Annotated in this window: 21 protein-coding genes; 8 read left to right on the top strand and 13 right to left on the bottom strand. The window is 72.6% G+C overall.

Going from position 1 to position 25808, the window contains the following annotated elements; translation table 11 throughout:
* Window positions 1-6: 6 nt before the first annotated feature.
* The 3 genes from OOK34_RS32115 to OOK34_RS32105 form a co-directional block, all read right to left on the bottom strand.
* Window positions 7-747 (bottom strand): sirohydrochlorin chelatase, encoded by a 741-nt coding sequence (locus OOK34_RS32115; RefSeq protein ID WP_267037666.1) that lies wholly within the window; start codon window positions 745-747, stop codon window positions 7-9.
* A 17-nt stretch (window positions 748-764) separates the two neighbouring features.
* Window positions 765-1544, bottom strand: coding sequence for an AfsR/SARP family transcriptional regulator (locus OOK34_RS32110; RefSeq protein WP_267037665.1), 780 nt, complete (start codon window positions 1542-1544; stop codon window positions 765-767).
* 357 nt (window positions 1545-1901) lie between these two features.
* Window positions 1902-3320: an MFS transporter gene (locus OOK34_RS32105; RefSeq protein ID WP_267037664.1), complete on the bottom strand. Its 1419-nt coding sequence runs from the start codon at window positions 3318-3320 to the stop codon at window positions 1902-1904.
* Window positions 3321-3479: 159 nt separating this feature from the next.
* Between OOK34_RS32105 and OOK34_RS32100 the strand changes: the two genes are divergently transcribed.
* Window positions 3480-4079: a TetR/AcrR family transcriptional regulator gene (locus OOK34_RS32100; RefSeq protein WP_267037663.1), complete on the top strand. Its 600-nt coding sequence runs from the start codon at window positions 3480-3482 to the stop codon at window positions 4077-4079.
* A gap of 76 nt (window positions 4080-4155) precedes the next feature.
* Here OOK34_RS32100 and OOK34_RS32095 read toward each other — a convergent pair whose 3' ends face one another.
* Genes OOK34_RS32095 through OOK34_RS32075 form a run of 5 tightly spaced genes read right to left on the bottom strand, consistent with a single transcriptional unit; the run spans window position 4156 to window position 11379 of the window.
* Window positions 4156-4617 (bottom strand): nuclear transport factor 2 family protein, encoded by a 462-nt coding sequence (locus tag OOK34_RS32095; protein ID WP_267037662.1) that lies wholly within the window; start codon window positions 4615-4617, stop codon window positions 4156-4158.
* Between the two features lie 37 nt (window positions 4618-4654).
* Entirely contained in the window at window positions 4655-5455 is an 801-nt protein-coding gene (locus tag OOK34_RS32090) for a thioesterase II family protein (RefSeq protein WP_267037661.1), read from the bottom strand.
* A 4-nt stretch (window positions 5456-5459) separates the two neighbouring features.
* Entirely contained in the window at window positions 5460-7100 is a 1641-nt protein-coding gene (locus tag OOK34_RS32085) for a long-chain-fatty-acid--CoA ligase (RefSeq protein ID WP_267037660.1), read from the bottom strand.
* A 59-nt stretch (window positions 7101-7159) separates the two neighbouring features.
* The gene (locus tag OOK34_RS32080) at window positions 7160-11131 is read right to left on the bottom strand and encodes a type I polyketide synthase (protein WP_267037659.1); all 3972 of its coding nucleotides are present in this window, start codon (window positions 11129-11131) and stop codon (window positions 7160-7162) included.
* Window positions 11132-11145: 14 nt separating this feature from the next.
* A complete protein-coding gene (locus tag OOK34_RS32075) occupies window positions 11146-11379 on the bottom strand; it encodes an acyl carrier protein (protein ID WP_267037658.1) in 234 nt (77 codons plus the stop codon).
* Window positions 11380-11595: 216 nt separating this feature from the next.
* On the opposite strand from OOK34_RS32075, the gene OOK34_RS32070 reads away from it, so the two are divergent.
* The 3 genes from OOK34_RS32070 to OOK34_RS32060 are packed head-to-tail and all read left to right on the top strand — an operon-like array spanning window position 11596 to window position 15263.
* Window positions 11596-12339: a 2OG-Fe dioxygenase family protein gene (locus tag OOK34_RS32070; protein WP_267037657.1), complete on the top strand. Its 744-nt coding sequence runs from the start codon at window positions 11596-11598 to the stop codon at window positions 12337-12339.
* A gap of 1 nt (window position 12340) precedes the next feature.
* Complete coding sequence (locus OOK34_RS32065; RefSeq protein ID WP_267037656.1) at window positions 12341-14203, top strand: 2-oxoacid:acceptor oxidoreductase subunit alpha; 1863 nt, start codon at window positions 12341-12343, stop codon at window positions 14201-14203.
* A 1-nt stretch (window position 14204) separates the two neighbouring features.
* Entirely contained in the window at window positions 14205-15263 is a 1059-nt protein-coding gene (locus OOK34_RS32060) for a 2-oxoacid:ferredoxin oxidoreductase subunit beta (protein ID WP_267037851.1), read from the top strand.
* 185 nt (window positions 15264-15448) lie between these two features.
* Here OOK34_RS32060 and OOK34_RS32055 read toward each other — a convergent pair whose 3' ends face one another.
* The 3 genes from OOK34_RS32055 to OOK34_RS32045 all read right to left on the bottom strand — a co-directional run bounded on the left by OOK34_RS32055 (window position 15449) and on the right by OOK34_RS32045 (window position 17561).
* Window positions 15449-15673, bottom strand: coding sequence for a DUF5988 family protein (locus OOK34_RS32055; RefSeq protein ID WP_267037655.1), 225 nt, complete (start codon window positions 15671-15673; stop codon window positions 15449-15451).
* A gap of 107 nt (window positions 15674-15780) precedes the next feature.
* Window positions 15781-15987, bottom strand: a complete 207-nt coding sequence (locus OOK34_RS32050; RefSeq protein ID WP_267037654.1) for an acyl-CoA carboxylase epsilon subunit — start codon at window positions 15985-15987, stop codon at window positions 15781-15783.
* Window positions 15984-17561, bottom strand: a complete 1578-nt coding sequence (locus OOK34_RS32045) for an acyl-CoA carboxylase subunit beta (RefSeq protein ID WP_267037653.1) — start codon at window positions 17559-17561, stop codon at window positions 15984-15986. The genes OOK34_RS32050 and OOK34_RS32045 overlap by 4 nt, the downstream gene beginning before the upstream one ends.
* A 258-nt stretch (window positions 17562-17819) precedes the next feature.
* Here OOK34_RS32045 and ccrA point away from each other — a divergent pair, with 258 nt between their 5' ends.
* Entirely contained in the window at window positions 17820-19193 is a 1374-nt protein-coding gene (ccrA, locus tag OOK34_RS32040; protein WP_267037850.1) for a crotonyl-CoA carboxylase/reductase, read from the top strand.
* Window positions 19190-20212: an AIR synthase-related protein gene (locus tag OOK34_RS32035; protein WP_267037652.1), complete on the top strand. Its 1023-nt coding sequence runs from the start codon at window positions 19190-19192 to the stop codon at window positions 20210-20212. The genes ccrA and OOK34_RS32035 overlap by 4 nt, the downstream gene beginning before the upstream one ends.
* Here OOK34_RS32035 and OOK34_RS32030 read toward each other — a convergent pair.
* A complete protein-coding gene (locus OOK34_RS32030) occupies window positions 20175-21608 on the bottom strand; it encodes an MFS transporter (protein ID WP_267037651.1) in 1434 nt (477 codons plus the stop codon). The genes OOK34_RS32035 and OOK34_RS32030 overlap by 38 nt on opposite strands.
* 247 nt (window positions 21609-21855) lie before the next feature.
* On the opposite strand from OOK34_RS32030, the gene OOK34_RS32025 reads away from it, so the two are divergent.
* A complete protein-coding gene (locus OOK34_RS32025; RefSeq protein WP_267037650.1) occupies window positions 21856-24192 on the top strand; it encodes a LuxR family transcriptional regulator in 2337 nt (778 codons plus the stop codon).
* Between the two features lie 208 nt (window positions 24193-24400).
* On the opposite strand, the gene OOK34_RS32020 is transcribed toward OOK34_RS32025, so the two are convergent.
* The gene (locus tag OOK34_RS32020; protein WP_267037649.1) at window positions 24401-24604 is read right to left on the bottom strand and encodes a hypothetical protein; all 204 of its coding nucleotides are present in this window, start codon (window positions 24602-24604) and stop codon (window positions 24401-24403) included.
* Between the two features lie 215 nt (window positions 24605-24819).
* Here OOK34_RS32020 and OOK34_RS32015 point away from each other — a divergent pair, with 215 nt between their 5' ends.
* Window positions 24820-25785, top strand: coding sequence for a LuxR C-terminal-related transcriptional regulator (locus OOK34_RS32015; protein ID WP_267037648.1), 966 nt, complete (start codon window positions 24820-24822; stop codon window positions 25783-25785).
* Window positions 25786-25808 lie beyond the last annotated feature (23 nt).

Here is a 25808-nt window from a genome sequence, read left to right as displayed (position 1 = left end):
CCCGGATCAGCCCGTCAGGGCCAGGGCGTCCGCCCGGGCCGCGTCGTACCGGAGCAGTACGAGCCGGGCGAGTTCGGGGGCGGCGCCGAGCACGGCGCCCAGGACGTCCGCCCCGGCCGCGGCGGCGCCTGCCGCGATGCGGTCCGGGAGCCGCCCGGGTGCCAGTACGTACGGGGCGACCGCGATCCGCTCCACCCCTTCGGCGCGCAGCGCCCGTACGACGTCCTCGGTACGGGGGAACACGCCGCCGGAGGCGAAGGCCGGCCGGACGGCGCACCATCCGGTGTGCTGCCAGCGGCGGGCGATCCCGGCGATCCCGGCGGCCGCCCCGGGGTCGGTGGTTCCGGCGGCCGCGAGCACCACGCCGGTGGCCGTACGGCCTTGCGGGCCGAGCCCGGCCTCCCGGAGCCGGCGTTCCAGCGCGGCGGTCAGCAGCGGGTCCGGGCCCAGTACCCCGGCCTGCCGTACGGCGAGGGACGGCGGCGCCTGGCGCAGTACGCCGGGCAGGTCGACCGACGCGTGGAAGGCGCGGGTCAGCAGCAGGGGCTGGACCACCACCCTCCGGGCGCCGTGACGGGCCAGCCGCTCCAGCTCCTGCGGTACGGCGGGGGAGTCGAAGTCCAGGAAGGCCGTGCTCACGGGCAGTCCGGGCCTCGTCGACCGGATCCGCCGGGTGAGCGCGCGCACCGTCCGCGCATGCCGCGCGTCGCGGCTGCCGTGCGCGACCAGCAGCAGGAACTCGCCCATGTCCCGGCCGCCCTGCCCTAGCCCGCGACGAGGGCCGGCACCGGCCAGTAGGGCTCGTCCTGGAGCAGCATCGGGTCGTGGGTGAGGATCGCCCGCTCGTACTGGCTCAGGACGGGGGAGGGCTCGATGCCCTGGGACTCGATCATGTTGTGCCGGCACTGGCGGTAGACCGTCAGGGCGTCGAGCTGCCGGCCGGAGCGGTACAGGGCGCGCATGAGCAGCATGCAGAACTGCTCGTGGTTCGGGTTGCGCGAGTACAGCTCGGTCAGCTCCGGGAGAATCCGTTCGTGGCCACCGGTGCGGAGTTCTAGATCGTAAAGCAGAATGAGCGCCGAATTCCGCGCCTCCAGATATCGGGTGGAGGCGGTCTGGCAGATCGGCCCGCCGGCGAGTCCGCCGAATACCGGACCCCGCCAGCGCGAGAGTCCCTCGCGGAGGTCCGCGATGTTCTGCCGGTGCTCGGACAGGGTGTCCGTTCCCGTTCGCGCGTGGATCGCGTCCACCGTGTCGAGGAACAGATAGGCGTCCAGTTCCCACCGGTCGAAGAGGAACATGTAGCCGGAGGTGCTCGTCACCACCCGCGAGCCCTCCCGCTCCGGCTCCACCGCGGCCAGAGTCCTGCGGACCCGGCTGACCTGGGCCTGGAGGGCGTTCTCGACCTTGTTGGGGGGTGTGGTCCCCCACAGTTCGAGGATCAGGGAGTCGACCGTGACGAGGGATCCGCCGGCCGCGAGCAGGGTCGCCAGAAGCGTCTGCTGCATGGCGCCGCCGAGCCTGACGGCGACTCTCTGTTTCATTATCTCTATGGAGCCTAGGACTGAGAACAGCAACACAAACATCTCCCCGCGAGATGGAAAGAGAACGGTGTCGTGTGCACTGGCGCCGGGCATTCGATTCGGTGCCGGAAGGAATGTCGGCGGTGTGCTCGACTTGCTCTGAATTCCTAGTGGACCGATCGGTCCCGACCGTACTTGGTCAGGTAGGAACATGTCAATGAAGCCCCGCGCCCGCAGGAATGCCGTACCGGTGGGCAAACGCGACAAGGCCGTGCAACACGTCCGGCACCGGATGCGGGGGATCCAATGGGTGCGCCAGACGTGTTGCACGGCCGATCGGGGGAAGGGCGGCGCCGCCTCGGCGGCGCCGCCCTCCGGTCAGGCGGTGGCCTTCTGGCGGTAGCGGGCGGCGCCCGCCAGGGCCACGACGGTGACGGCGAGGGTGATGGCGGTGACGGTCCACAGACCGGCCCGGTAGGGGGCGATCCCGCCGGTGGTGAGCGAGAAGACGGTGGCGGTGATCGCGATGACCACGCCGTTGCCGATCTGCGCGCCGGCGTTGAACAGGCCCGAGACCAGGCCCTGCTCGTCGGGCTCGGCGGTGCCGACGGCGGCGATGTTCAGCGCCGGGTAGACCGCCGCGAAGCCGAGGCCGCCGAGGAGCTGCTGCGCGAACAGGGTGACCAGCGGGTCGACCTGACCCATCAGCAGGACCCAGCCGAGGTAGCCGACGCTCAGCAGGACCAGGCCGCCGGTCGCGACCGGCCAGGCGCCGTACTTGGTGACCAGCGCGGCGCCGTAGCGGGCGGTGCCCGCCGTCAGCACGCCGCCGAGGAGGAAGGCGAGGCCGGCCTCCAGCGGGGACCAGCCCAGCTGCTCCTGGTAGTAGAGGGTCAGGACGAACTGGAAGGAGACGTAGGCGCCGAAGAAGAGCATGGCGATCAGGGACCGGGTCAGCTGGCCCTTGCGGAAGACCGACAGGGGTACCAGCGGGGCCGGGTGCCGGCTCTCGACGAGGGCGAACAGCGGGAAGAGGACGGCGGCGGCGATGAGCGAGCCGATGGTCTGCGCGTCGCCCCAGCCGTCGCTGGCGGCCCGGCTGAGCCCGTACACGAGGGCCACCGCGCCCGCAGTCACCGTGACGGCGCCGAGGATGTCGAGGCTGCCGCTCTTGCCCTTCTCCTGCTGCGAGGGGACCACCGAGGCGGCGAGCAGCGCGACCAGGACACCGGCCACGGCCGGCGCGAACAGCACGAGCCGCCAGGAGACGCCCGCCATCAGGCCGCCGAGGATCAGGCCGAGCGAGTAACCGGCCGAGGCCACGGCGAGGAAGGTGCCGAGTGCGCGGTTGCGTGACTGCTCGTCACGGAAGGCGTCGAGCAGGATCGCCATGGCGGCGGGTGCGGTGATGCCGGCGCTGACTCCCTTGAGCAGTCGGGCGACCACCAGGACCACGCCGTCGTCGGCGATGCCGCCCAGGATGCTGGCGACGACGAAGACCGCCAGCCAGCCGATCAGCAGCTTCTTGCGGTTGTAGAGGTCGGCCAGCCGGCCGCCCAGCAGCAGGAACCCGCCAAAGCCCAGTGCGTACGCCGAGACGACCCACTGGAGTGCGGAGGTCGACATCCCCAGGTCCGCCTGGACCAGGGGGAGGGCCGGTCCCATGCTCGCGATGTCCATCGCGTCGAGGAACTGCACCGCGCACACGACCAGGAGCAGCAGGGGAAGGCTCTTGACCGCGGGGGCGGGCGGTGCCACCCGTGCGATGGGAGGAGAGGTCGGGGATGCCTCGGTCATGATCAGACTCCGATCGGAGTGTCGTCGGAAGCAGTGAGCTCTACGGGAACAAATGACGGACCGATCAGTCCTGGACTGATCGGTCCATTTCTAGCGCTCACAAACCCCTGTGTCAAACGTATGCTGGGATCCGCGGGGGAGAGGGGAAGGAGTTCAGACATGGCGCGCACACCGGCACCAGGTACGAGGCGGCGGATTCTGGAGGCCTCGGCCAAACTCTTCGGTGAGCAGGGGGTCCGGGCCGTCGGCATGCAGCAGGTGATCGACGCGACCGGAGTGGGCAAGAGCCTGCTCTACCGCGAGTTCGCCAGCAAGGACGAGCTGATCGCGGCCTGGCTGCGCGAGAGCGACGCGCAGTGGTGGGAGCAGGCCGAAGAGGTCACCGCGCCCTACACCGGCGACCCTGCCCGGCAGGTCCTCGCGCTGATGGAGTTCTTCCACGCCAGCGTCCGGGAACCGGACTTCCACGGCTGCATCTACTACAACACCTCCAGCGAGTTCCGCGAGCCCGGGCACCCGGGCCGCGAGGAGGCGAAGCTGCACCTCAAGGGCCTGCGCAACTGGTTCCGCGACCGGGGTTCCCAGGCCGGCGCGGAGGACCCCGACGCCCTGGCCGACACCCTGATGCTCATCGTCGGCGGCCTGCTGGCCAACGGCGAGGTCCTCGGCTCGGACGGCCCGGCCCGCATGGCCCTGGCCACCACCGAGCTGGTCCTGCGCCAGTACGTCCCGAACGCCATGGCGGCCGCCACCCTCTGACGGCCCGTCGGCAACGCGCCCGGCCCCGCGGCACAGGGATGCCGCGGGGCCGGGGTGCGTGGGCATCCGCCGCACGTCAGGGGCCGCCGGCGCCGGTACGGCTCGGCTCGGCGTGCCGTACCGCCACGCCGTGCTCCTCGTACCCGTCGTTGTAGACGAAGGACGAGGGCATCCTGTCGTGGAACTGGTAGTCGGCTTGAATTCGCCCGTCCTCGGCGAGCACGACGATGTCCTGACCGGACATCTCCATCTCGCCCGTGGCCGCCGAGACCATCACCCAGTTGAACCGGACGACGTCGTGGTGGCCGGTCGCGTTGTTCGAGGACCGGAACTCGTACCCCATCGGGCCGTACACCTCGTGCGTGTAGGCCAGCTGGTCCAGGAGCGCCGCGTGCCCCCGGATCGGATCCTTGCGGTAGAACACGTAGACGCAGTCCGGCGCGTACAGGCCGTACACCATGTCGCGCCTGCGCTGCGCGTCCTTCTCGTTCCACAACGCGACGTAGCGCGCGAGGAGTTCATTGGGTCGGGGCAGCATGACGGGGTACCTCCGGTTCTGCGGGAACGCCGCCCGCTCAGCGCCGCGCGGCGTACCGCGGCAGCAGCTGGGCCAGGTCGGCCGTGATGGCGCGGGCGTGGGCGCTCAGGTAGAAGTGGTCCCCGGGGAAGATCCGGCACCCCAGGAACTCCGGGGTCCGCCCGGCCCACGACCGCATGGCGCCGGGCGCGAGGAGAGGATCCTCACGCCCGGAGTAGGCGACGACGGGACAGCCCACGGCCGCCCCGTCGTCCAGGTGGTCCGCGCACACCGCGCCGTCCGCGCCCATCGCACGGACCGCCGCCGCCAGCAGCTCCGGATCCCGCGCGACCGCCGCCGGCAGACCGCCCAGCAGCCGCAGCGCCTCCAGGGGGTCCGAGGACAGCGCCGCCGGCGCCGAGAAACCCTGCGGGGCCCACCCCGACACGGCGAGGAGCACCGGCGGCGCCAGGCCCCGCCGCTCCATCTCCACCGTCAGCCGGTAGCCCAGCAGCGCCCCCATCGAGTGTCCGAACACCGCGTACGCGCGCTCGTCCAGCTCGTCCGACACCACCCGGGCCAGGGCCTCCACCAGCGGACCGAGCCGGGTGTACGGAGCCTCGCGCCGCCGCTCCTGGCGCCCGGGCAGCTGCACCGCCTGGCAGGCGACCGACCCGGGCAGCTGACCCGGCCACTCGCGGTACATCGACGCGCCGCCCCCGCTGTGGTGCAGCAGGAACAGCCGCAGCTCCGCGTCCGGTTCGGCATCGGCCGGATGCAGCCACCGCGACGCGCCCTGCACCTCGGGCAGCGGACCCGGCGGCACGGGGCCCCGTACGGAGTCCAGCGCGGGCGGCACGGCGCTACCCCGCGGGCGCGGGCGTCGGCGCGGGAGCCGGCGCCGCCGCGGGTGCCGGGGTCTCGGTGAACCGCTCCCGCAGCACCCGCCGCAGCACCTTCCCGGTGGGATTGCGCGGCAGCGCCCCGACGATGTCGTACCCCGTGGGGATCTTGAACCCGGCGATCCGGCCGTTCATGAACCGCAGGAACTCCCGCGGGGTCGCCCCGGCACCCTCGCGCAGCACCACCGCGGCCCGTACGGCCTCACCCCAATCGGGGTGCGGGACTCCGTACACGGAGACCTCCGCGACCGCCGGGTGGGCCCGCAGCGCGTTCTCGACCTCCGTCGGGTAGATGTTCTGGCCGGCGACGATGATGGTGTCGTTGACCCGGTCGGCGAGGAACAGGTAGCCGTCGGCGTCGAGATGGCCCATGTCGCCCATCGACAGCCACTCGCCCGCCTCGCCGGACAGCGACCCCGCGGTCACCTCCGGCAGCCGCCAGTACCCGAGGAAGCGAGCCGGGCTCTTGATCACCACCCGCCCCACCTCGCCCGCCGGCAGCCGGCGGCCCTCCCCGTCCAGGATCCTGACCTCGTTGCCGGGGCAGGCCCGGCCCGCCGAGCCCAGCACCCGGCTGTCCTGGGTGTGGTCCTGCGGCGCCAGGCAGGTGACGAAACTGCCCGCCTCCGCCGAGGAGTAGCCCTGCGCCAGCTCGCAGTCCAGTACGTCGATGCAGGTCAGGAGCAGCTCGCGGTCGATCGGCGAACCGCTGTAGACCACCTTGCGCAGCGTGCGGAAGGTCTCGCGGGTGGTGCCCCGCTCGGCCAGCATCATCCGCAGCATCGCGGGCGCCGCCCACAGCGTGGTGACCGCGTGCCGCTCGATGAGCCGGGTCGCCTCGTCGGCGATGAACTGACGCATGATCACCGTGGTGGCGCCGGCGTTGAAGGAGTGCATGAACCAGCCGAAGCCGGCCGTGTGCAGCCCCGGGAAGCAGCTCAGCCCCCGGTCCTCGGGCCGCCAGTCGATCCAGTCCACCCCGGCCGCCCGGGTGTCGGCGATGAAGGTGAAGAAGGTCCGCTGCGCCAGCACCACCCCCTTGGGCAGCCCGGTCGTCCCGCTCGTGTACAGCTGCGCGACCGCGTCGTCGAAGCCGGCGCCGCCGGCCGCCGCCGGCTCGGTGTCGGGCAGGCCCGCCTTCCAGTCGAGGAACCCGCCCGCCACATGACGGTCGGAGTCCATCTCGACGACCCGGCCCAGCTCCGGCAGCACCGCCCGCAGCTTGTCCACCAGCGGGCGGAACTCCCGCTCCACGAAGAGCAGTTCGGCCTGCGAGTCGCGCAGGATGTGCTCGACCTCGCCGACCGTGAGCCGGGAGTTCACCGGCACCAGCACCGCGCCGCTCTTCGCGCAGCCCAGCGCCAGGTCGTAGTAGTGCTCCGACTCCCGGCCCAGATAGCCCACCCGCGCCCCGGCCGCCAGGCCCGCGGCCAGCAGCGCGTGCGCGGTCCGGTTGCTCTCCCGGTGCAGTTCGGCGTAGGTCAGCGCGCGGTCCTCGCAGATCACCGCCGGCTGGTCGGGCCGGGTCCGGGCGTGCAGCGCCGCGCGGGCGGCGAGGGTCCGGTCCTCCGTACGGTTGTCGCGGTTGTCGCGGTTGTTCATGGGGGTCCCTTGTTTCGTCGCTCGGGGTCGTGCTCGATGGGGATGTTCCGGCGGAAGGCTCAGGACGCCGCCACCGCTTCGGGCGCCAGCAGGCGCGACAGCAGCCCGGCCAGCTCCTCCACCGACGGGTGGTCGAAGACCGCCGAGGAGACCAGCGGGACGCGCAGCCGCTTCTGGAGGCGGGTCTTCAGCACGATCGCCGTCAGCGAGTCCACGCCCAGCTCCAGGAAGCCCGCCCGGGTGTCGACGTACTCCGGGTCGTCGATCGCCAGCAGCGCGGCGACCGTGGCCCGCACCAGCGAGACCAGCGCCGCCTGCCGCTCCTCGGCCGGGGCCGCCGCCAGCGTCTCCACGTCCACCAGCGCGGCCGAGGCCGCCGCTTCCGCCGTCCGCGCGGCGGCCGCCGCCTCCACCGGGCGGTCCGGCAGCCGGGTGAAGCCCATCCCGGACAGCTCCATCACCGGCCGGCCGTCCTCTTCCAGCAGCAGCACGTCGAGGGCGAACGCCGGGTCCGCCGCCTCGGGGTCCTCGGCGCGCGTGACCCGGGCCGCGGCGCGCAGTACCTCCCCGCGCGGCTTCTTGAAGGCGCGCAGCCGGCCCACGCTCGTGGCCACGTACCGGCGCCCGTCGTCGGCGAGCGCCGCCAGCCCGTGCGTCGCCCCGTCCAGCAGCGGCGGCGGCAGCAGCTCGGCCCGGGAGACGTCCCCGCCGAGCAGCTCCGTCACCGCGAAGTCCGGGCCGTACGCCGCCACCCGGCGGGCCCGCAGGAACTGCGGCCCGTACTCCAGCCCGGCCTCGGCGTACGCGGCCTTCACCTCCTCGCCGTCCAGCACCCGCGAGGGCTCGTCGTCCTCCAGCGCCCCGGTCAGCGCCAGCAGGGTCCGGCCCGGGCCCGCGAGGCCGCTGCCCGGGTAGTCCGCCTCGGCCGCGATGGAGGCGGTGGCGTGGATCCGCTCGGCGCCCCCGGGCTCCTCGGCGGCCCGGCTGGACACCTCCACCGCCAGACGTCCGCCGCTCGCGGGCCGTACCCGGGTCAGCAGCAGCGTCGGCCGCTCCGACAGGAACAGCGCCTCGTGGAAGCGCACGTCCTCCACCGCCCGGCCGGTGTCCCCGTGGACCTCGTCCTGCACCGCCAGCAGCAGCTCCAGGTAGGCCGAGGCGGGCAGGAAGACCTGGCCGCCGATGGTGTGGTCCGCCAGGTACGCGGGCTGCGCGGCGCTGATCCGCGCACTGAACTCCCGCTGACCGCCCGCCCGTCCGGTCTCCCGGCCCAGCAGCGGATGCCGCCCGTCGGCGGCCGCCCCGCGCCCGGCCGGGCGCGCCGGCAGCCGGTAGCCGCGCCGGTCGAAGGCGTAGCCGGGCAGCGCGATCCGCCGCCCCGGCCCGCCCGCGTGCACCTCGTCCCAGGCGATGCTCAGCCCTGCCGCGTACGCACCCGCCAGCGCGGCGTCCAGGGCGGCGCCCGTGGTGTCCTTCGAGCGCAGGCTGCTCAGCCAGCGGTGCTGCTCCTGCCGCACACTGCGCCGGGCCAGCGAGGTCAGCGCCGAGGACGGCCCGAGCTCCAGGAACACGTGCCGGCCGCGCTCCGCGATGGTGCGCACCCCGGCCGCGAACTCCACCGTCTCGTTGACGTGGCGCACCCAGTACTCGGGGGTCGCCAGTTCCCGCGGCTCCGCGATCCGCCCCGTCAGGTTCGACACGAGCGGCAGCTGCGGCTCGTGGAAGGTGATCCCGCGCAGCACCTCGGCCAGCGGCTCGGACACCTCGGCCATCAGCGGCGAGTGGAACGCCGCCGTCACGTGCAGCTCCGTCACCGTCCGGCCCGCCGCCCGCAGCGCCTCCACTGCCTGCGCCAGAGCCCCGGCCCCGCCGGAGACCACGCACTGCTCCGGGGCGTTGACCGCCGCGACGCCCAGCTCGGGCCAGGCCTCCAGCAGCGGGCGGACCTCCTCCACGGGCGCCGACACCGCCGCCATCGAACCCGGCGCCCGCACCGACTCGATCAGCCGGGAGCGCGCGGCGAGGAAGGCGACCCCGTCGGCGAGGGTGAACAGCCCGGCCACCGTCGCCGCGACGATCTCGCCGACGCTGTGCCCGATCAGCACGCTCGGCCGCACCCCCCACGACAGCCACAGCCGCGCGAGGGCGTACTCCAGCGTGAACAGGGCCGCGTGCGTGAAGGACGTACGGGCCAGGACCTCCTCGGCGTCCGGTGCGTCACCGAACATCACCGCCGCCACCGAACGCCCCAGCAGCGGGGCGAAGAGCGCGTCGCACTCGTCGACGTACCGGGTGAACACGGGGAAGCGGCCGTACAGGGCCCGGCCCATGCCCACGTACTGCGAACCGGAGCCGGTGAACAGGAAGGCCGTCTTGCGGAACGCGTCGGGCTTCTCCGCCCCCCGGGGCGGCGCGCTCCACCGCTCCAGGTGGGCGCCCAGCTCCCCGGTGGAGGCGACGGCCGCCGCCACCCGGTGCCGGAAGTGCGAGCGGCCCGTGGCCCGGGTGCGGCACAGGTCGGCGACGCCGGTGTCCGGGTGCTCGGCGAGGAACCGGGCGTACCGCTCGGCCTGGAGCCGCAGTGCCGGCCGCGACTTGGCGGACAGCGTGAAGACCTGCCCGCGCCGGTCGCCGTCGTACGCGGCCCCGCGCGCCGGGGCCTCCCGCGCGGGGGGTTCCTCCAGCACCGCCACCGCGATGGCCCCGGCGACACCGAAGCCGTTGACCGTGGCCCGGCGCACCAGCGCCTTCCAGGGCCGCTCCTCGGTCGCCACCGTGATCGGGTAGTTCTCCCAGGGGATCCGCCCCGACAGGTTCCGCCACACGTGGGGGAAGAAGGCGCCCGCGCGCATCTGCGCGATCACCTTGATCACCGCGCCCAGCCCGGCCGCGGGCTCCATGTGCCCGAGGTTGGCCTTCAGCGAGCCGATGGTCAGCGGGTCCGCCTTGTCGTGCGAGGCGCCGAACACCCCGTTGACCGACCCCATCTCGATCGGGTCGCCCAGCGGGGTCCCCGTCCCGTGCGCCTCCACGTACTGGATGTCGCCGGGCTCCAGCCGCGCGTTGGCCAGCGCCGCCCGCATCACGGCCTCCTGCGCCGTGCCGTTGGGCGCGCTCAGGCCCGCGCTCTCGCCGTCCTGCCCGATCGCGGTTCCCCGTACGAGCGCCAGTACCCGGTCCCCGTCCGCCAGCGCGTCGGAGAGCCGCTTGAGCACCAGCGCCCCGCAGCCCTCGGCGCGCGCGTAGCCGTCGGCGCTCTCGTCGAAGGTCTTGCAGTGCCCGTCCGGGGCGAGCATCTGGGCGTGCGAGAGGATCACGTAGGAGCGCGGGTTGTGCAGCGTGTTCACCCCGGCGCACAGCGCGATCCCGCACTCGCGGCGCCGCAGCCCCTCGACCGCCAGGTGCAGGGCGGTCAGCGATGCCGCGCAGGCGGTGTCCGTCGTCAGGCTCGGGCCGCGCCAGCCCAGGAAGTACGAGAGCCGCCCCGACAGGGAGTACGCGCCGAGCCCGGTCGTCAGGCTCCCGTCCAGCTGCTCGTCGGAGAGGCCCTCCAGCTCCAGCGCGAAGTCCAGCGGCGAGGCGCCCACGTAGACGCCGCCGTCACCGTGCCGCAGGCCGGCCGGGTCGATGCCGGAGTCCTCCAGGGCCTCCCACACCGTCTCCATCAGCAGCCGCTGCGCCGGATCGATGAAGGGCGCGTCCTTGGGCGGAATGTTGAAGAACTGCGCGTCGAACTCGTCTATGCGATCGAGAAAACCCCCGGCGACGGCGGTGATCGAACCGTCGGCCACCTCCGGAACCCAGCGGTCACGCGGCAAGGGGCCGATACCGGAACGTCCCTCCCGCAGAAAGGAATCCAGCTCGGAAAGGGAATTGTTCCCGCCGGGCAGGCGCATTCCGATACCGACCACGGCGATCGGCTCGTGCTTCTCCGAAAGGAACCGCCCGAGTTCCCTTTCCTGCCGGCGGACCGTCTCCTCCGCGGCTTCGAGCCTTTCCTGTAAATTCCGCTCTTCCGGAGTTCCGGGCATGGCGGGCGCCCCTTTCAATTCGCGTCGAAGATGTCGGCCAGGACGTCCGAGGCCAGATAGTCGGTCAGCCGCTCGACGGTGGGCTGGTTGAACAGGGCCGTACTGCTGATGGCCCGCCCCAGCCGCTCCTCGAGCCGCTGCTTGACGAGGGTGAGCAGCAAGGACGTCATACCGAGCTCGAAGAAGCTGTCCTCCAGCGGCAGCTCCTCGTCGTCGGGCATGAGCAGCGCCGTCTTGAATTCCGCCACGACGATTTCTTCAAGGACCGTCCGGCGTTCCGATCTGGGCGAGGCCATCAATTGTTGTGTCATACCGGTCGAGTGAAGCACAGCGCTCGTGACGACCGGCTGACGCCCTCCTGACTCGCCCCGCCGACTCGCCGGACCTGTCAGTTCAGCGTCAGCAGTGCTGTGGGAGCCTCGGCAGAGCAGGAGTGCGTGAGATCCGGCGTGGAGGAGCCAACAATGCATAACGAAGCACGGGAAGAACTGCGGGCCAACGGATATTCGTTGCTGCCGGCCGACCGGCTCGTCATCGACGCCGAATTGCGGCAGCATGTGAAGGAATTGGCCGCGGAGTGGGAGCACCTGGAGACGGACCAGTACCTGAAGGGCGGCTCCCGTTTCCGCGAGCGCCGCTACGACCGCTTCTTCTTCGTGCCCCGCACCGGAGAGGTCCGGCTGCGCCCGCACCGCCCCTACTTCCAGTCGATGAACGCCAACGACTACGCCGGCGGCATCGACCGCGACGTGGCACCGCTGAGCCGCGCCACCCTGGACAACCCGCTCCTGACGCGGCTCCTGCGCTCCAACTTCGAGAGGTTCCCCGTCCCCCGGGACTCCTGGCTGGACGACCCGTGGGACGTCCAGTGCCACCAGTTCCGCATCATCAGCACCCCGGACGAGACGGGGGAGCCCACCCCGGAGGGCCCGCACCGCGACGAGGTCGACTTCGGCGCGATCCACCTGATGGGCCGCTTCAACGCCGAGGGCGGGGAGTCCCAGGTCTACGGCCTGGACCGGGAGCTGGTCACCGAGTTCTGCCTGACCGAGCAGATGGACACCATGTTCTGGTCGGACGGCCAGATCCTCCACGCGGTCCGCCCGATCCACCCCGTGGACCCGACGAAGGCCGCCGTCAGGGACGTGCTGATCATGGGCTACAAGCACGAGCCGGAGCTGCGCCGCGAAGAACAGAACGCTGCCTGACATGGTGACGAAATCCGAGATCCGCCGTGTCGACCGCGTGGTCATCCGTTTCGCGGGTGACTCGGGTGACGGTATGCAGCTGACGGGTGACCGTTTCACCTCGGAGACGGCGTCCTTCGGCAACGACCTTTCGACGCTGCCGAACTTCCCCGCCGAGATCCGGGCCCCCGCCGGGACCCTGCCCGGGGTGTCCTCGTTCCAGCTGCACTTCGCGGACCACGACATCCTGACCCCGGGCGACGCGCCGAACGTACTGGTCGCGATGAACCCGGCGGCCCTGAAGGCCAACATCGCGGACGTGCCGCGCGGCGCGGAGATCATCGTCAACACGGACGAGTTCACCAGGCGCCCGATGGCCAAGGTCGGCTACGACACCTCCCCGCTCGAGGACGGATCCCTGGACGCCTACCGCGTCCATGCCGTCCCGCTCACCACCCTGACGGTGGAGGCGCTGAAGGACTTCGGCCTCACCCGCAAGGAGGCCGAGCGCAGCAAGAACATGTTCGCGCTCGGTCTCCTCTCCTGGATGTACCACCGCCCGACGGAGGGCACGGAGTCGTTCCTCCGCAAGAAGTTCGCGAAGAGGCCGGGCATCGCCGAGGCGAACGTGGCGGCGCTGAAGGCCGGCTGGAACTTCGGCGAGACGACCGAGGACTTCGCCGTCTCCTACGAGGTCGCCCCCGCGACGCAGGCCTTCCCGACCGGCACCTACCGCAACATCTCCGGGAACCTGGCCCTGTCCTACGGCCTGATCGCCGCCGCGCACGCCGCCGACCTGCCGCTCTACCTGGGCTCGTACCCGATCACCCCGGCGACGGACATCCTGCACGAGCTGTCGAAGCACAAGAACTTCGGCGTGCGGACCTTCCAGGCCGAGGACGAGATCGCCGGCATCGGCGCGGCGCTGGGCGCGGCCTTCGGCGGCTCGCTCGCCGTCACCACCACCTCGGGCCCCGGCGTGGCGCTCAAGTCCGAGACCATAGGCCTCGCGGTGTCCCTGGAACTCCCCCTCCTCATCGTGGACATCCAGCGCGGCGGCCCCTCGACCGGTCTGCCGACCAAGACCGAGCAGGCGGACCTCCTCCAGGCCATGTACGGGCGCAACGGCGAGGCCCCCGTCCCGATCGTCGCCCCGCGCACCCCGGCGGACTGCTTCGAGGCCGCACTGGACGCGGCCCGGATCGCCCTGACCTACCGGACCCCGGTGTTCCTGCTGTCCGACGGCTACCTCGCCAACGGCTCCGAGCCCTGGCGGATCCCCGACGTGGCGGACCTCCCCGATCTGAAGGTTCAGTTCGCGACCGGCCCGAACCACGAGCTGGCCGACGGGACCGAGGTGTTCTGGCCGTACAAGCGGGATCCGCGGACACTGGCCCGCCCCTGGGCCGTGCCCGGCACCCCGGGTCTGGAGCACCGGATCGGCGGGATCGAGAAGCAGGACGGTACGGGCAACATCTCCTACGACCCGGCGAACCACGAGTTCATGGTCCGTACCCGCCAGGCCAAGATCGACGGGATCGAGGTCCCGGACCTGGAGGTCGACGACCCGGACGGCGCCCGCACCCTGGTCCTGGGCTGGGGCTCCACCTACGGCCCCATCACCGCCGCCGTCCGCCGGCTGCGCGTCGCCGGGACCCCCATCGCGCAGGCCCACCTGCGCCACCTCAACCCCTTCCCGAGGAATCTCGGAGAGGTCCTGAAGCGTTACGACAAGGTAGTGGTGCCGGAGATGAACCTCGGGCAGCTGGCCACCCTGATCCGGGCGAGGTACTTGGTCGACGCCCAGTCGTACAACCAGGTCAACGGAATGCCCTTCAAGGCGGAGCAGCTCGCGACGGTTCTCAAGGAGGCCATCAATGACTGAGGTGACCGACGCCCCCACCCTGCTGTCCCTGGTCCCCAAGGCCGAGGCCAAGCAGTCGATGAAGGACTTCAAGTCGGACCAGGAGGTCCGCTGGTGTCCGGGTTGTGGGGACTACGCGGTCCTGGCGGCCGTGCAGGGCTTCATGCCCGAGCTGGGCCTGGCCCGGGAGAACATCGTCTTCGTCTCCGGCATCGGCTGCTCCTCCCGCTTCCCGTACTACATGAACACCTACGGGATGCACTCCATCCACGGCCGCGCCCCCGCCATCGCCACCGGACTGGCCACCTCCCGCCGCGACCTGTCCGTCTGGGTCGTCACCGGCGACGGCGACGCCCTCTCCATCGGCGGCAACCACCTCATCCACGCCCTGCGCCGCAACGTGAACCTCAAGATCCTCCTCTTCAACAACCGGATCTACGGACTCACCAAAGGCCAGTACTCCCCCACCTCAGAACTCGGCAAGATCACCAAATCCACGCCGATGGGCTCCCTCGACGCCCCCTTCAACCCGGTCTCCCTCGCGCTCGGCGCCGAAGCCTCCTTCGTCGCCCGCACCATCGACTCCGACCGCAAACACCTCACCGAAGTCCTGCGCCAGGCCGCCGACCACCCCGGCACCGCCCTCGTCGAGATCTACCAGAACTGCAACATCTTCAACGACGGCGCCTTCGAAGCCCTCAAGGACCAGAACCAGGCCCAGGAAGCCGTCATCCGCCTGGAACACGGCCACCCCATCCGCTTCGGCACCGACCACACCAAGGGCGTCATCCGCAACGAACGCACCGGCGACCTCGAGGTCGTCGAGGTCACCGCGGAGAACGAAGCGCGGATCCTGATCCACGACGCGCACGCGGCCAGCCCCACCACCGCCTTCGCCCTGTCCCGCCTCGCCGACCCCGACACCCTCCACCAGACCCCCATCGGCGTCTTCCGCAGCACCGACCGCCCCGTCTACGACACCCTCATGGCCGAACAGCTCGACACCGCCATCGAGCAGTACGGCAAAGCCGACCTCGGAGCCCTCCTCACGGGCCCCGACACCTGGACGGTCGCCCGCTGACCCCCGGATCCCGGGCTGCGGAGGCGGGGCCCGCGTCACTTCCCGCCCGGTGCCTCCAGCAGTCGCGCGGCGAACTGGGCCGGATGCTCGGTGCACCCCACGTGTCCACTCCTACGACGAGAACCGCCCGGGCGCTCTGCGCGCCCGGACGGCTCTCGTGTGTCTCCCCGCGTGGCTGCTTGTGGCTACTCGGCGATGTAGGTGTGGCCGCTGTAGGCGTACACCAGGAGTTCGAGCTCGAGTTCCGGGTCCACCACGGTGCCCCCGGTGGGCTCGAAGTGTTCGTACCGGTTCCCGTTGAGGACCTTCACCTTCGCGTTCGTGTCCTCCACGTAGCGGATGCGGTCCAGCTCTTCGAGACTGGTCGCGGGTCCGCCGCTGAGTATGACGTTCGGGCTCTGCACTGTCATGGTCGTCGTCTCCTTCGGCCGGGTGCGCGGGCAGCAGCCTCACTGCCTGCCCGCACAGGATCCGGGATGCCGCTAAAGCTGGTCTAAAAGGGGAGGAACCGCACGCCCTACGATCCCCACGCGCCCGGGGCGCGGAAGTCCCCGTCCCCCACGGGCCAATGGGCGCGGGCCAGGAGCGGATCGGGCGGGGCGATCTCGGCGCCCAGCATCCGGGCGGTGAGCAGCGCGGCGATGGCCGCGACCTCCTCCAGCGTGGGGGACCCGCCGATCACGTGGAAGGCGGCCTGCTGGAGCTGGGCCTCGGCGGGGCTCACAGCGGGAGGTTCCCGTGCTTGCGGCTGGGGCGCGGCGCGTGTTTGCCGCGCAACATCTCCAGCGCGTCGATGAGCCGGGACCTGGTCTCGGCGGGGTCGATGACGTCGTCCACAAGGCCTCGTTCCGCGGCGTAGTAGGGGTGCATGAGCTCGCTCTGGTATTCCTTGATCTTCATCTGGCGCACCGCGTCGGGATCGTCGGAGGCGGCGATCTCACGGCGGAAGATGACGTTCGCGGCGCCCTCGGCGCCCATCACGGCGATCTCGTTGGACGGCCAGGCCAGTGCGATGTCGGCGCCGATGGAGCGGGAGTCCATGACGATGTACGCGCCGCCGTAGGCCTTGCGCAGGATCAGCGAGATCCGCGGCACGGTGGCGTTGCAGTACGCGTACAGCAGCTTGGCCCCGTGCCGGATCACCCCGCCGTGCTCCTGGCCCACGCCCGGCAGGAAGCCCGGTACGTCGACCAGCGTCACCAGCGGGATGCTGAAGGCGTCGCAGAACTGCACGAAGCGCGCGGCCTTCTCGCTCGCCTGGATGTCGAGGACGCCCGCCATGCAGGAGGGCTGGTTGGCGACGATGCCGACGGTCTGCCCGCCGAGCCGGGCCAGCGTACAGACGACGTTCTGCGCCCACCGGGCGTGGATCTCGAAGTGCTCCCCGTGGTCGACGACCTCCTCGATCAGCTCGCGGATGTCGTACGCCTGGTTGGGGCGCGACGGCACCAGGTCGGCCAGGCGCTCGCAGCGCCGGCCGGGCGGGTCGTCGGTGTCGCCGGCCGGCGGCAGTTCGCGGTTGTTGGCGGGCAGCAGCGACAGCAGGTAGCGCACGTCCTCCAGCGCGCTCTCCTCGTCGTCGTACGCGAAGTGCGCGACGCCGGAGGTCCCCGCGTGGCTGTCGGCCCCGCCGAGGGTCTCGCTGGTGACGGCCTCGCCGGTGACCGCCTGGACCACGTCGGGTCCCGTGATGAACATCTGCGAGGTTCCGCGGACCATGAAGACGAAGTCGGTCAGCGCCGGGGAGTACGCGGCCCCGCCGGCGCACGGGCCCATGACCACGGAGATCTGCGGGATCACCCCGGAGCTGCGCACGTTGCGGGTGAAGATGCCGCCGTAGCCGGCGAGCGCGGTGACGCCCTCCTGGATGCGGGCGCCGGCGCCGTCGCACAGGCCCACCAGAGGTGCCCCGGTGGTCTCGGCGAGGTCCATCAGCTTGTGGATCTTCTGTGCGTGGGCCTCGCCCAGTGCGCCGCCGAAGATCCGGAAGTCGTGGGCGTACGCGAAGGCGGTCCTGCCGTGGACCAGTCCCCACCCCGTGATGACTCCGTCGGTGTGCGGCTTCTTGTACTCCAGGCCGAAGCCGGTGGCACGGTGCCGGCGCAGCCCCTCGATCTCGGTGAACGTCCCCTCATCGAAGAGGAGTTCGAGGCGTTCGCGGGCGGTCAGCTTCCCCTTGGCGTGCTGGGCCTCGGTCGCCTTCTCGCTCGGACCCCGTACCGCCTGCTCCCGCAGGACGGCGAGCTCCGCCGTGCGTTCCCGCAGCGACGCGTGCCGGATTTCCTCCTGGGTGCTCATGAGGGCCCCTTTCGACGCAGACGCGCCGGTCCGGCCGGTGCGCGGCGACGAGCGTCCGGCGGCGGGCTAAAGCCGGGCTTGCACGCGGCCGCCCCGACACCGCCGCCCGGACACGGCCGCCCGCTCCGCCCGGCACCCGGGGCACCCCTACCTCGCCCGTGCGGACCCCACTGCATGTGCCGCGCCCGGGACTTCGGGGGCCGGGATGCGTATCAGTGGAACGTCACGTCCGAACCGCCGGAGGCCTCTGTGAAGGAAATCCTCGACGCGATCGCCGCGTCGACCGCATCTGGCAGCGGTTCTCCCGCTGTCACCGCTGCCGACTTCGCGGCCCTGCCGCTGCCCGAGTCGTACCGCGCGGTGACCGTGCACAAGTCGGATACGGACATGTTCGCGGGCATCGCGACCCGTGACCGCGACTCCCGCAAGTCCATGCACGTCGAGCAGGTCCCGCTGCCGGAACTGGGCCCGGGCGAGGCCCTGGTGGCCGTCATGGCCTCCTCGGTCAACTACAACACCGTGTGGAGCTCCATCTTCGAGCCGCTGGCGACCTTCGGCTTCCTGGAGCGCTACGGCAAGATGTCCCCGCTCGCCGCGCGCCACGACCTGCCGTACCACATCATCGGCTCCGACCTGTCGGGCGTGGTCCTGCGCACCGGCCCCGGCGTCAACCGCTGGCACCCCGGCGACGAGGTCGTCGCGCACTGTCTGTCGGTGGAACTGGAATCGGCCGACGGCCACAACGACACGATGCTCGACCCCGAGCAGCGCATCTGGGGCTTCGAGACCAACTTCGGCGGCCTGGCGGAGATCGCCCTCGTCAAGTCGAACCAGCTGATGCCCAAGGCGCGCCACCTGACCTGGGAAGAGGCCGCCTCACCGGGCCTGGTCAACTCCACCGCGTACCGTCAGCTGGTCTCGCGCAACGGCGCCGGCATGAAGCAGGGCGACAACGTCCTGATCTGGGGCGCCAGCGGCGGCCTCGGCTCGTACGCCACCCAGCTGGCCCTGGCCGGCGGGGCCAACCCGATCTGCGTGGTCTCCAGCCCGGAGAAGGCCGACATCTGCCGCTCCATGGGCGCGGAGGCGGTCATCGACCGCAACGCCGAGGGCTACAAGTTCTGGAAGGACGAGCACACGCAGGACCCGCGCGAGTGGAAGCGCTTCGGCAAGCGGATCCGCGAGCTGACCGGCGGCGAGGACGTGGACATCGTCTTCGAGCACCCGGGCCGCGAGACCTTCGGCGCGAGCGTCTACGTCACCCGCAAGGGCGGCACGATCGTCACCTGCGCCTCCACCTCCGGCTTCATGCACGAGTACGACAACCGCTACCTGTGGATGTCACTCAAGCGGATCATCGGCTCGCACTTCGCCAACTACCGCGAGGCCTGGGAGGCCAACCGCCTCATCACCAAGGGCCGGATCCACCCCACCCTCTCCAAGGTCTACCCGCTGGAGGAGACCGGCCAGGCCGCCTACGACGTCCACCGCAACCTCCACCAGGGCAAGGTCGGCGTCCTCGCGCTGGCCCCCGAGGAGGGCCTGGGCGTCCGCGACCACGAGCTGCGCGCCGAGCACCTCGACGCCATCAACCGCTTCCGCGACGGCCGTACGCTGCCGGAAACCGGATGACGGGGACGAGCGCCGCCGGGGCCGCCGTCCTCGGCGGCCAGGTCGCCCTCGCCCACGACGACGAGCTGCCCCCGGGCGGTGAGCTGCGCGCCCTGCTGGAGGAGGCCCTCGCCGACGTGCTCGGCGCCTGTCCGCCCCTCGGCCAGGACCCGCCCGCCGTGGTGACCGGCGCCCATGTCGTCGACCCGCCGTTCTACGGCAGCGGGGACATCGGGCGGGTCGCCGTGTGCGCCACCGTCAACGAACTCGCCGCCGCCGGCGCCCGCCCCCTGGCCCTCACCCTGTCGGCGGTCGTCGAGGCGGGCCTGCCGCTGGAGCAGCTGCACCGGCTGGGCCGCTCGGTGCGCGACGCGGCCCGGGAGGCCGGCGTGGTGGTCGCCGGCGTGGACGTACGCGTCGTCCGGGCGGGCGAGGCGGACCAGGTCTACCTGCACACCACCGGGATCGGCGCCTTCCGCGGCGCCCCGCCGCGCAGCCGCGACGCCCGCCCCGGGGACCGCGTCGTCCTCAGCTCCCCGCTCGGCGGACACGGCGCCCACATCCTGTCGGTGCGCCGGGGCCTCGGCTTCGAGAGCCTGGTCCCCAGCGGCTGCGCGCCGCTGGCCGGGCTGCTGGACCGGGCCCGCGCGGCCGGCGGCGGGCAGGGGATCCGGGCGGTGCGGACCGTGACGCGCGGCGGCCTGGCCGCCGCGCTGCACGCGTACGCCCGCGAACTGGGCCACACCCTGCGGGTCGAGGAGAGCGCGCTGCCCGTGCAGTACGAGGCCCGGATGGCCCTGGAGGCCATGGCGGTGGACCCGCTGCACGCCTCCAGCGAGAGCTGCCTGTGCCTGCTCGTCGCGCCGGAGGCGGTGGCCGGGGTCCTGGCCGCGCTGCGCGCCCACCCGTACGGGCGGTTCGCGGCGGAGATCGGCGCGGTGGTCGAGGACGGCGCCGCCCCGGTCGAGCTCGTCCGCGACCAGGGGCGCCCCCCGGTGGCGGTCACCCCCGAACCGGCGGCCTTCCCCCGGCTGGCGTGAGCTCCGCCCGGGCCGCCGCAGCGGCCGCCACCGCTCCCGGCGCCGGATCCACCGGGGCGGGATCCACCGGGGCGGGGGAGGCGGGCCGGAAGCCGCGCAGCAGCACCAGCCCGGCCGCCGTCGCCAGCGCCGGCAGCAGCGCCATCCCCGCCAGGACGCCCCACGCGGCGCCGGAGCTCTGGCCGGTGGCGTGCCCGGTGTCCGAGGAGACGTAGCCGGACAGCTGGAGCACCAGCCCCATCAGGAACGGCCCGACGGCCAGGCCGAGGGCCTCGCCGGCGCTGAACAGCCCCGACATCGCACCGGCCCGGCTGCGCCCGGTGCGGACGGCGTCCCGGGCCGAGCACTCGGCGAGCATCGCGTAGAGGAACAGCAGCTGCCCCGCGTGCCCGGCACCGACCACGAGGAGCGCCACCGGGGCCCAGAACAGCGGCAGGACGGGAGCGGCGAACAACAGCAGGCTGCCGCCGCCGAACAGGGCGCAGGAGAGGCCGAGCACGCGCCGGTGACCGTACCGGGCGCCCACGCGGGACCAGAGCCCCGTGGTGAACAGGTTCGGCAGGACGAACGCGGCGACCAGCACCCCGGTCATCCCGGGCCGCTCCAGGACGTGTTCGGCGTAGTAGGGGCAGCCCGCGAGCAGCACCCCGGTGCCGACGACCAGGGCGGCCGCCCCGCGCAGCAGAGCGGCGTACTGCGGATCGCCGCGCAGTACGGCGAACCACGCCCGGGGGCCGGCGGGGTGCCGCGTCCCCCCGTCCCGCGGGGCGCCCGCGGACCCGGTGGAGGCGGTGGCGCCGGCCCGGGAGGTCCCGAGGAACACGCCGAGCGTCCCGGCGGCGATCACGAGGGCGCCGAACAGCCCGGCCCAGCGGTGCCCGGACAGACCCCCGCCGCCCGCCTCGACGACGGCCGGCGCGGCCGATCCGGCGACCAGGGCGGCGACGGCGATGCCCGCGACCCGCCCGCCCACCAGCCGCACCCGCTCCTGCGGGCTCGCGGTGATCTCGGCGGGCAGCGCGGCGTACGCCGCCTGGAAGAACGCGAACGCGGTCGCGGTGAGCAGGAAGCCCGCGGCCGCCCACAGGGCCCCCGCCGGACCCTTCGCGGCCCCCGCGAACATCAGCGCGAAGGCGGCGGCCACCCCGAGTCCGCCGCCCAGGATGTGGCCCCGCCGCGGGCCCCACCGGCCGTGGGAGCGGTCGCCGATCCGCCCCGCGAGCGGGGTGAGCAGCACGTCCCAGACCTTGGGCACCAGGACGACGGCCCCCGCCAGGGCGGCCCCGACACCGAGGGTGTCGGTCAGGTAGGGCAGCAGGAGCAGACCGGGCAGCGTGTTGAAGGCTCCGGTCACCAGGGAGCCGGAGGCGTAGCCGAGACGTGTACGGGCGGACATGCCCCGATCGTCGCCGCGCCGGGGCGGTCCGGCCAGTCGGTACTTCTCCCCTTTTCCGCAGGTCACATGGGACTCCCGGGCAGCGGCTCCGGACGGGGCGTCAGGGAACCCCCGGACGTCCCGCACCCCCCGCCGACAGCCCTCCGCAGTAGCTGACAAGCAGCTAGTGACGGTCCGGTGGAGCTGCGCGGGCGCGCGGGCGTGGGCGAGGCTGGCCTGGGGGAAAGTGTTCACGAGGGGGATGGCCGTGCTTCACCATCAGCAGCCGTTGACAGCGGCCCGGACGCGCGATCTCGCGGTGCTCCACCGGGAGCTGTGGCTCGCCGGGGACGGGCCCCGGTTCGTCCGGCTCACCGGCGAGCCGTGGAGCGGCAAGAGCCGGCTGCTGTACCAACTGGCCGCCACCGCGCACAAGGAGGGCTGGACGGTCGCGTCCGGGCGGGTGCCGAGGGCCGGGCGGACCCGGCTCTTCGAGGTGGTGGTGGACGCCCTGGACGACCATCTGGCCCGGGCCGACGGCTCGTTGTTCGAGCGCCTCGGCGAGGCGCGCACGCGCGCGCTGGCGCCCGTCTTCCCCGCCCTCGCCACCCTGCCCGGAGCCGGGGAACGTCCCGACCCCGGCGCCGCGGTGCGGGCCCTGCGCGCCCTGCTGGGGCTGCTGGGGGAGCGCGGGACGCTGTTCGTGCTGGACGACGTGCACCGGGCCGGCCCCGAGGTCTTCGACCTGCTCGACCACCTCGTCCGCCATCCCCCGGCCGCCCCCGTGCTGACCGTCTTCGCGCACCGCTCCGTGCCGGGGGGCCGTCACCTGTCGGCCGTGCCGTACGACGCGGCAGGGGTGTGCCACCTCGCCCTGGCACCGCTGCCCGCCGCCGACGCCCGCGCCCTGCTGCCGGGCGGTACGCCGGCGCTCGCCGCCGAGCTGGTCCTGCGCGACGCCGCCGGGGTGCCGGGGCTGCTGCACGCCCTGTCCCGGGGCGCGCAGCCCGGCCCCCGGCTCTACGGGACGGCCGAACTGGCCACGGGGATACCGCCGGTGCTGGCGCCCGACGCGATCGACCTGCACACCCTGTCGTCCCTCGGCTGGCGCTGCGCGTGCGCCGCCGCCGTCCTCGGCGACCCGTTCACCGCCGCCGCGCTCGCGCGCACCGCGGGCATGCCGGTGGAGCACGCGCTGGGCGGGATCGACGAACTGCACGGCGAGGGCCTGGTCCGGCCCGACGGCGGGGCCGGTACGCGCTTTCGCTTCGTGCACCCGGCGGTACGGGCGCTGACCCACCACGCGGCGGGCGCCGGCTGGCGCAGCGTGGCGCTGGGACGCGCCCTGGAGGCGCTGCGCGCGGAGGCCGGCGGGCGGCAGGACGGCGCCGGCGGTGACGGCGCTGGCAGTGACGGCGGCGCCGGTGACGGCGGTTCCGGTGACGGCGGCGCCGGTGACGCGGGGGCCGCGGCCCGCCACGCGCTGGCCGCGCACCTCGAACACGCCCCCGAGATCGGGCTGGAGGACATCCGCTCCCTGGCGCTGAGCGCCCGCGCGGGCCTCTACACCCGGCCCGCCCGCGCCGCCGCCGCGCTGCGCCGGGTGATGGCGGCGGGCGCGGTACCGGTGGAGGTGCGGCTCCTGCTCAACAAGGCGCTGGTGCTGTCGGGCCGGCTGGAGGAGGCGGTTCGCGGCTACGAGGAGACCGGACCCCGCTCGCACGAGGACCGGCTGCCCGGCGGCCGGACCGACACGGCGGTGTGGCAGGCCCGGGCCCTGCGCTGGAGCGGCCGCCACGCCCAGGCCCGGTCCGTGCTCGACGGCGACGGCGGCCTGCCCCCCGGCGGTCCCGCCGCCGACGCCGAACGGGCCGCGCTGGCCCTGGAACCACGCGCGGGGGCGGGCCCGGAGGAGTCCCGGCGCGCGGCCGAGCAGGCCCTGCGGACCGCTCCGGCGGACGATCCCGGGGCGCGGGGGCACGCGTACGCCCTGCTCGCCGCCGCGTGCGCTGCGGCCGGTGACGGCCCGTCGGCCCGGGTGGCGGCGGACGAGGCGCAGGCGCTGCTGGCGCGGCCCGGGGGCACGGAGCCGGCCGCCCGCCTGGAGGCGCTGCGCTGGCTGGGCGCCGCCGAGACGGAACTGGGCGAGCCCGAGCGGGCGCGCCGGCACCTGGAGCCGGGCCTGGCGGCGGCGCTCGGCCACGGGCAGGCGCATCTGGCGGGGCTGCTGGCGCTGGGCCTGGTGGAGGCCGACCTGGCGGCCGGGCACGCCAAAGGTGCCCGGGAGCGCATCCGGCTGACGGACGATCTGGCGAAACAGACCGCCGTGCCCGCCCTCGCCGCCGCCGCGCGGGAGGCGGAGCGCCGCATCGGGTCGCACGCGGGTGAACCCCTCGACGCGAGCCGGATGTCACTGCTCAGTGAACGGGAACGCGTCGTCACCGCACTGGTGGGGGAAGGCCGGACGAACCAGCAGATAGCGGTGAGGCTGGACATCAGTGTGAAGACCGTGGAGACGTATATGGGCCGGATCTTCAAGAAGCTCGGTATGAATTCCCGCACACAGGTCGCTCACATCGTCGGACTCAGTGCCAATAACCGCTGACTACCGGTAGATGCAAGTGCCATGGGCAGTATGTTTCTGGTGATGTAAATCCCTTTCAAGCCGAAACCCCGCTGGTTTCGGAAAAGTTTTTCCGAAACCAGCGGGGTGAACGGCCCGGCTCTACCGGCGGGGGATCCGGGAGCCCGTGCTCCGGATCCTCCCCCTACGCGCTTGTGGCCTGCTAAAGGACGCGGCTAGTAGCCGCTGCTCACGGGCAGCCGGCGTGCCACTCGTCGTCCTGCAGGCAGTTCAGAACGGGCTGGCTCACGCTCAGGCCGGCGATGGAGCCCGCCGCGGCGACCGTGATTCCGGTTCCGGCCTCGGACGCCTCCGCGGTGCCGGCGGCGGCACCCCACAGTCCGAACAGGAGAACGAGTGCAGTGGCAGTCTTTCGCATGGCAACGCTGTTCATGTCTAACCCCCGTGTCGACAACTTTCGTTTGCAGGAACATCCTGACCAGCGGACACGGATCACTCCAAGCCAAATGGGCAGGCGTAAAGTTGCCTGGCAGCAAGTCCTGTCAGCACATGGGGGTGGCAAACGGGATGTCAGGAAGTTCCCTGCAGGGGTCCGCGTTCGGCGAGTTGGATGACATAAGCGCATCCGCTTATCACCACGCCGTCCTGTTGGGCCGGTTCGTCCGAACCGAGATCGCGGCCGCGCTGGACCTGCCGGAGGCAGAGGCCGCCCGGATCGAGGAGGCGCTCGGCGAGCTCCGCCTGCTGCGCCCGATGCCGGGCCGCCCGGACGCGCTGGTGCCGGTGAGCCCCGATGCCGCGGCCGCGGACCTCGTGGGACCGGTGGAAGCCGAGATCCGCGAGAAGCAGCAGTCGGTGACCGGGGTGAAGACCCAGATGCTGGCGCTGCTGCCGGCGTACTTCGAGAACCGCCGAAGACGCAATCAGACGGAGGCCTTCGACGTCGTCAGCGACGTCGGTGTGCTCCAGAAGATGCTGGACGAGTGCGGGGCCCGCTGCCGCGACGAGCTGCTGACGGCCATGCCGGGAGGGTCCCGCAACGCCCAGCGCATGGACGCGGCCCGGCCCAAGGCCCTCGACCGGCTCCGGCGCGGCGTCCAGATCAAGCACCTGTACCAGCACACCGTCCGCAGCGACCTCGCGACCGCCGACTACGTCCGCGCGATCACGGGCGAGGGCGCCGAAGTGCGCACCACCGACGAGGTGATCGACCGGATGGTGGTCTACGACCGGGAGGTGGCCTTCCTTCCGGAGCAGCACGTGGAGGGCCGCTTCCCGGGTGCGATCGTGGTCCGCGAGCCCACGCTCGTCGCCTTCCTGTGCAAGGTCTACGACCACATGTGGGCCGGGGCCACGCCGTTCACGCCCGGCGCCGAGGACACCGCCGACATCGCCGACGACCTGAAGCGGTCGATCATCCGGCTCATGGCGCAGGGCCACAAGGACGAGATGGTGGCCCGCCGGCTCGGCATGTCGGTACGCACCTGCCGCCGGCACATCGCCCGGATCATGGAGGAGATGGAGTCCACGAGCCGTTTCCAGACCGGCGTGAACGTCGCGCTGTACGGGCTGCTCGACGCCGACTTCGTCCCCTCGGGCGCGGGCACTAGCTGACGGGCAGCAACCTGCCAGGTTCC

Origin of the sequence: Streptomyces sp. NBC_00091, from assembly GCF_026343185.1 — a bacterium.
Classification (GTDB): Bacteria; Actinomycetota; Actinomycetes; order Streptomycetales; family Streptomycetaceae; genus Streptomyces.
Note: the sequence above shows the minus strand (reverse complement) of the source record. Positions and strands in the feature narration are given on the sequence as shown.

What these genes read in the sequence shown, in the direction of transcription:
- OOK34_RS32035 (WP_267037652.1), top strand. Translation starts at nt 19,190, where the DNA reads ATGACGGGGACGAGCGCCGCCGGGGCCGCCGTCCTCGGCGGCCAGGTC.
- OOK34_RS32115 (WP_267037666.1), bottom strand. Translation starts at nt 747, where the DNA reads ATGGGCGAGTTCCTGCTGCTGGTCGCGCACGGCAGCCGCGACGCGCGG.
- OOK34_RS32030 (WP_267037651.1), bottom strand. Translation starts at nt 21,608, where the DNA reads ATGTCCGCCCGTACACGTCTCGGCTACGCCTCCGGCTCCCTGGTGACC.
- OOK34_RS32045 (WP_267037653.1), bottom strand. Translation starts at nt 17,561, where the DNA reads ATGAGCACCCAGGAGGAAATCCGGCACGCGTCGCTGCGGGAACGCACG.
- OOK34_RS32095 (WP_267037662.1), bottom strand. Translation starts at nt 4,617, where the DNA reads ATGCTGCCCCGACCCAATGAACTCCTCGCGCGCTACGTCGCGTTGTGG.
- OOK34_RS32110 (WP_267037665.1), bottom strand. Translation starts at nt 1,544, where the DNA reads ATGAAACAGAGAGTCGCCGTCAGGCTCGGCGGCGCCATGCAGCAGACG.
- OOK34_RS32020 (WP_267037649.1), bottom strand. Translation starts at nt 24,604, where the DNA reads ATGAACAGCGTTGCCATGCGAAAGACTGCCACTGCACTCGTTCTCCTG.
- OOK34_RS32085 (WP_267037660.1), bottom strand. Translation starts at nt 7,100, where the DNA reads ATGAACAACCGCGACAACCGCGACAACCGTACGGAGGACCGGACCCTC.
- OOK34_RS32065 (WP_267037656.1), top strand. Translation starts at nt 12,341, where the DNA reads ATGGTGACGAAATCCGAGATCCGCCGTGTCGACCGCGTGGTCATCCGT.
- OOK34_RS32105 (WP_267037664.1), bottom strand. Translation starts at nt 3,320, where the DNA reads ATGACCGAGGCATCCCCGACCTCTCCTCCCATCGCACGGGTGGCACCG.
- OOK34_RS32100 (WP_267037663.1), top strand. Translation starts at nt 3,480, where the DNA reads ATGGCGCGCACACCGGCACCAGGTACGAGGCGGCGGATTCTGGAGGCC.
- OOK34_RS32055 (WP_267037655.1), bottom strand. Translation starts at nt 15,673, where the DNA reads ATGACAGTGCAGAGCCCGAACGTCATACTCAGCGGCGGACCCGCGACC.
- OOK34_RS32070 (WP_267037657.1), top strand. Translation starts at nt 11,596, where the DNA reads ATGCATAACGAAGCACGGGAAGAACTGCGGGCCAACGGATATTCGTTG.
- OOK34_RS32080 (WP_267037659.1), bottom strand. Translation starts at nt 11,131, where the DNA reads ATGCCCGGAACTCCGGAAGAGCGGAATTTACAGGAAAGGCTCGAAGCC.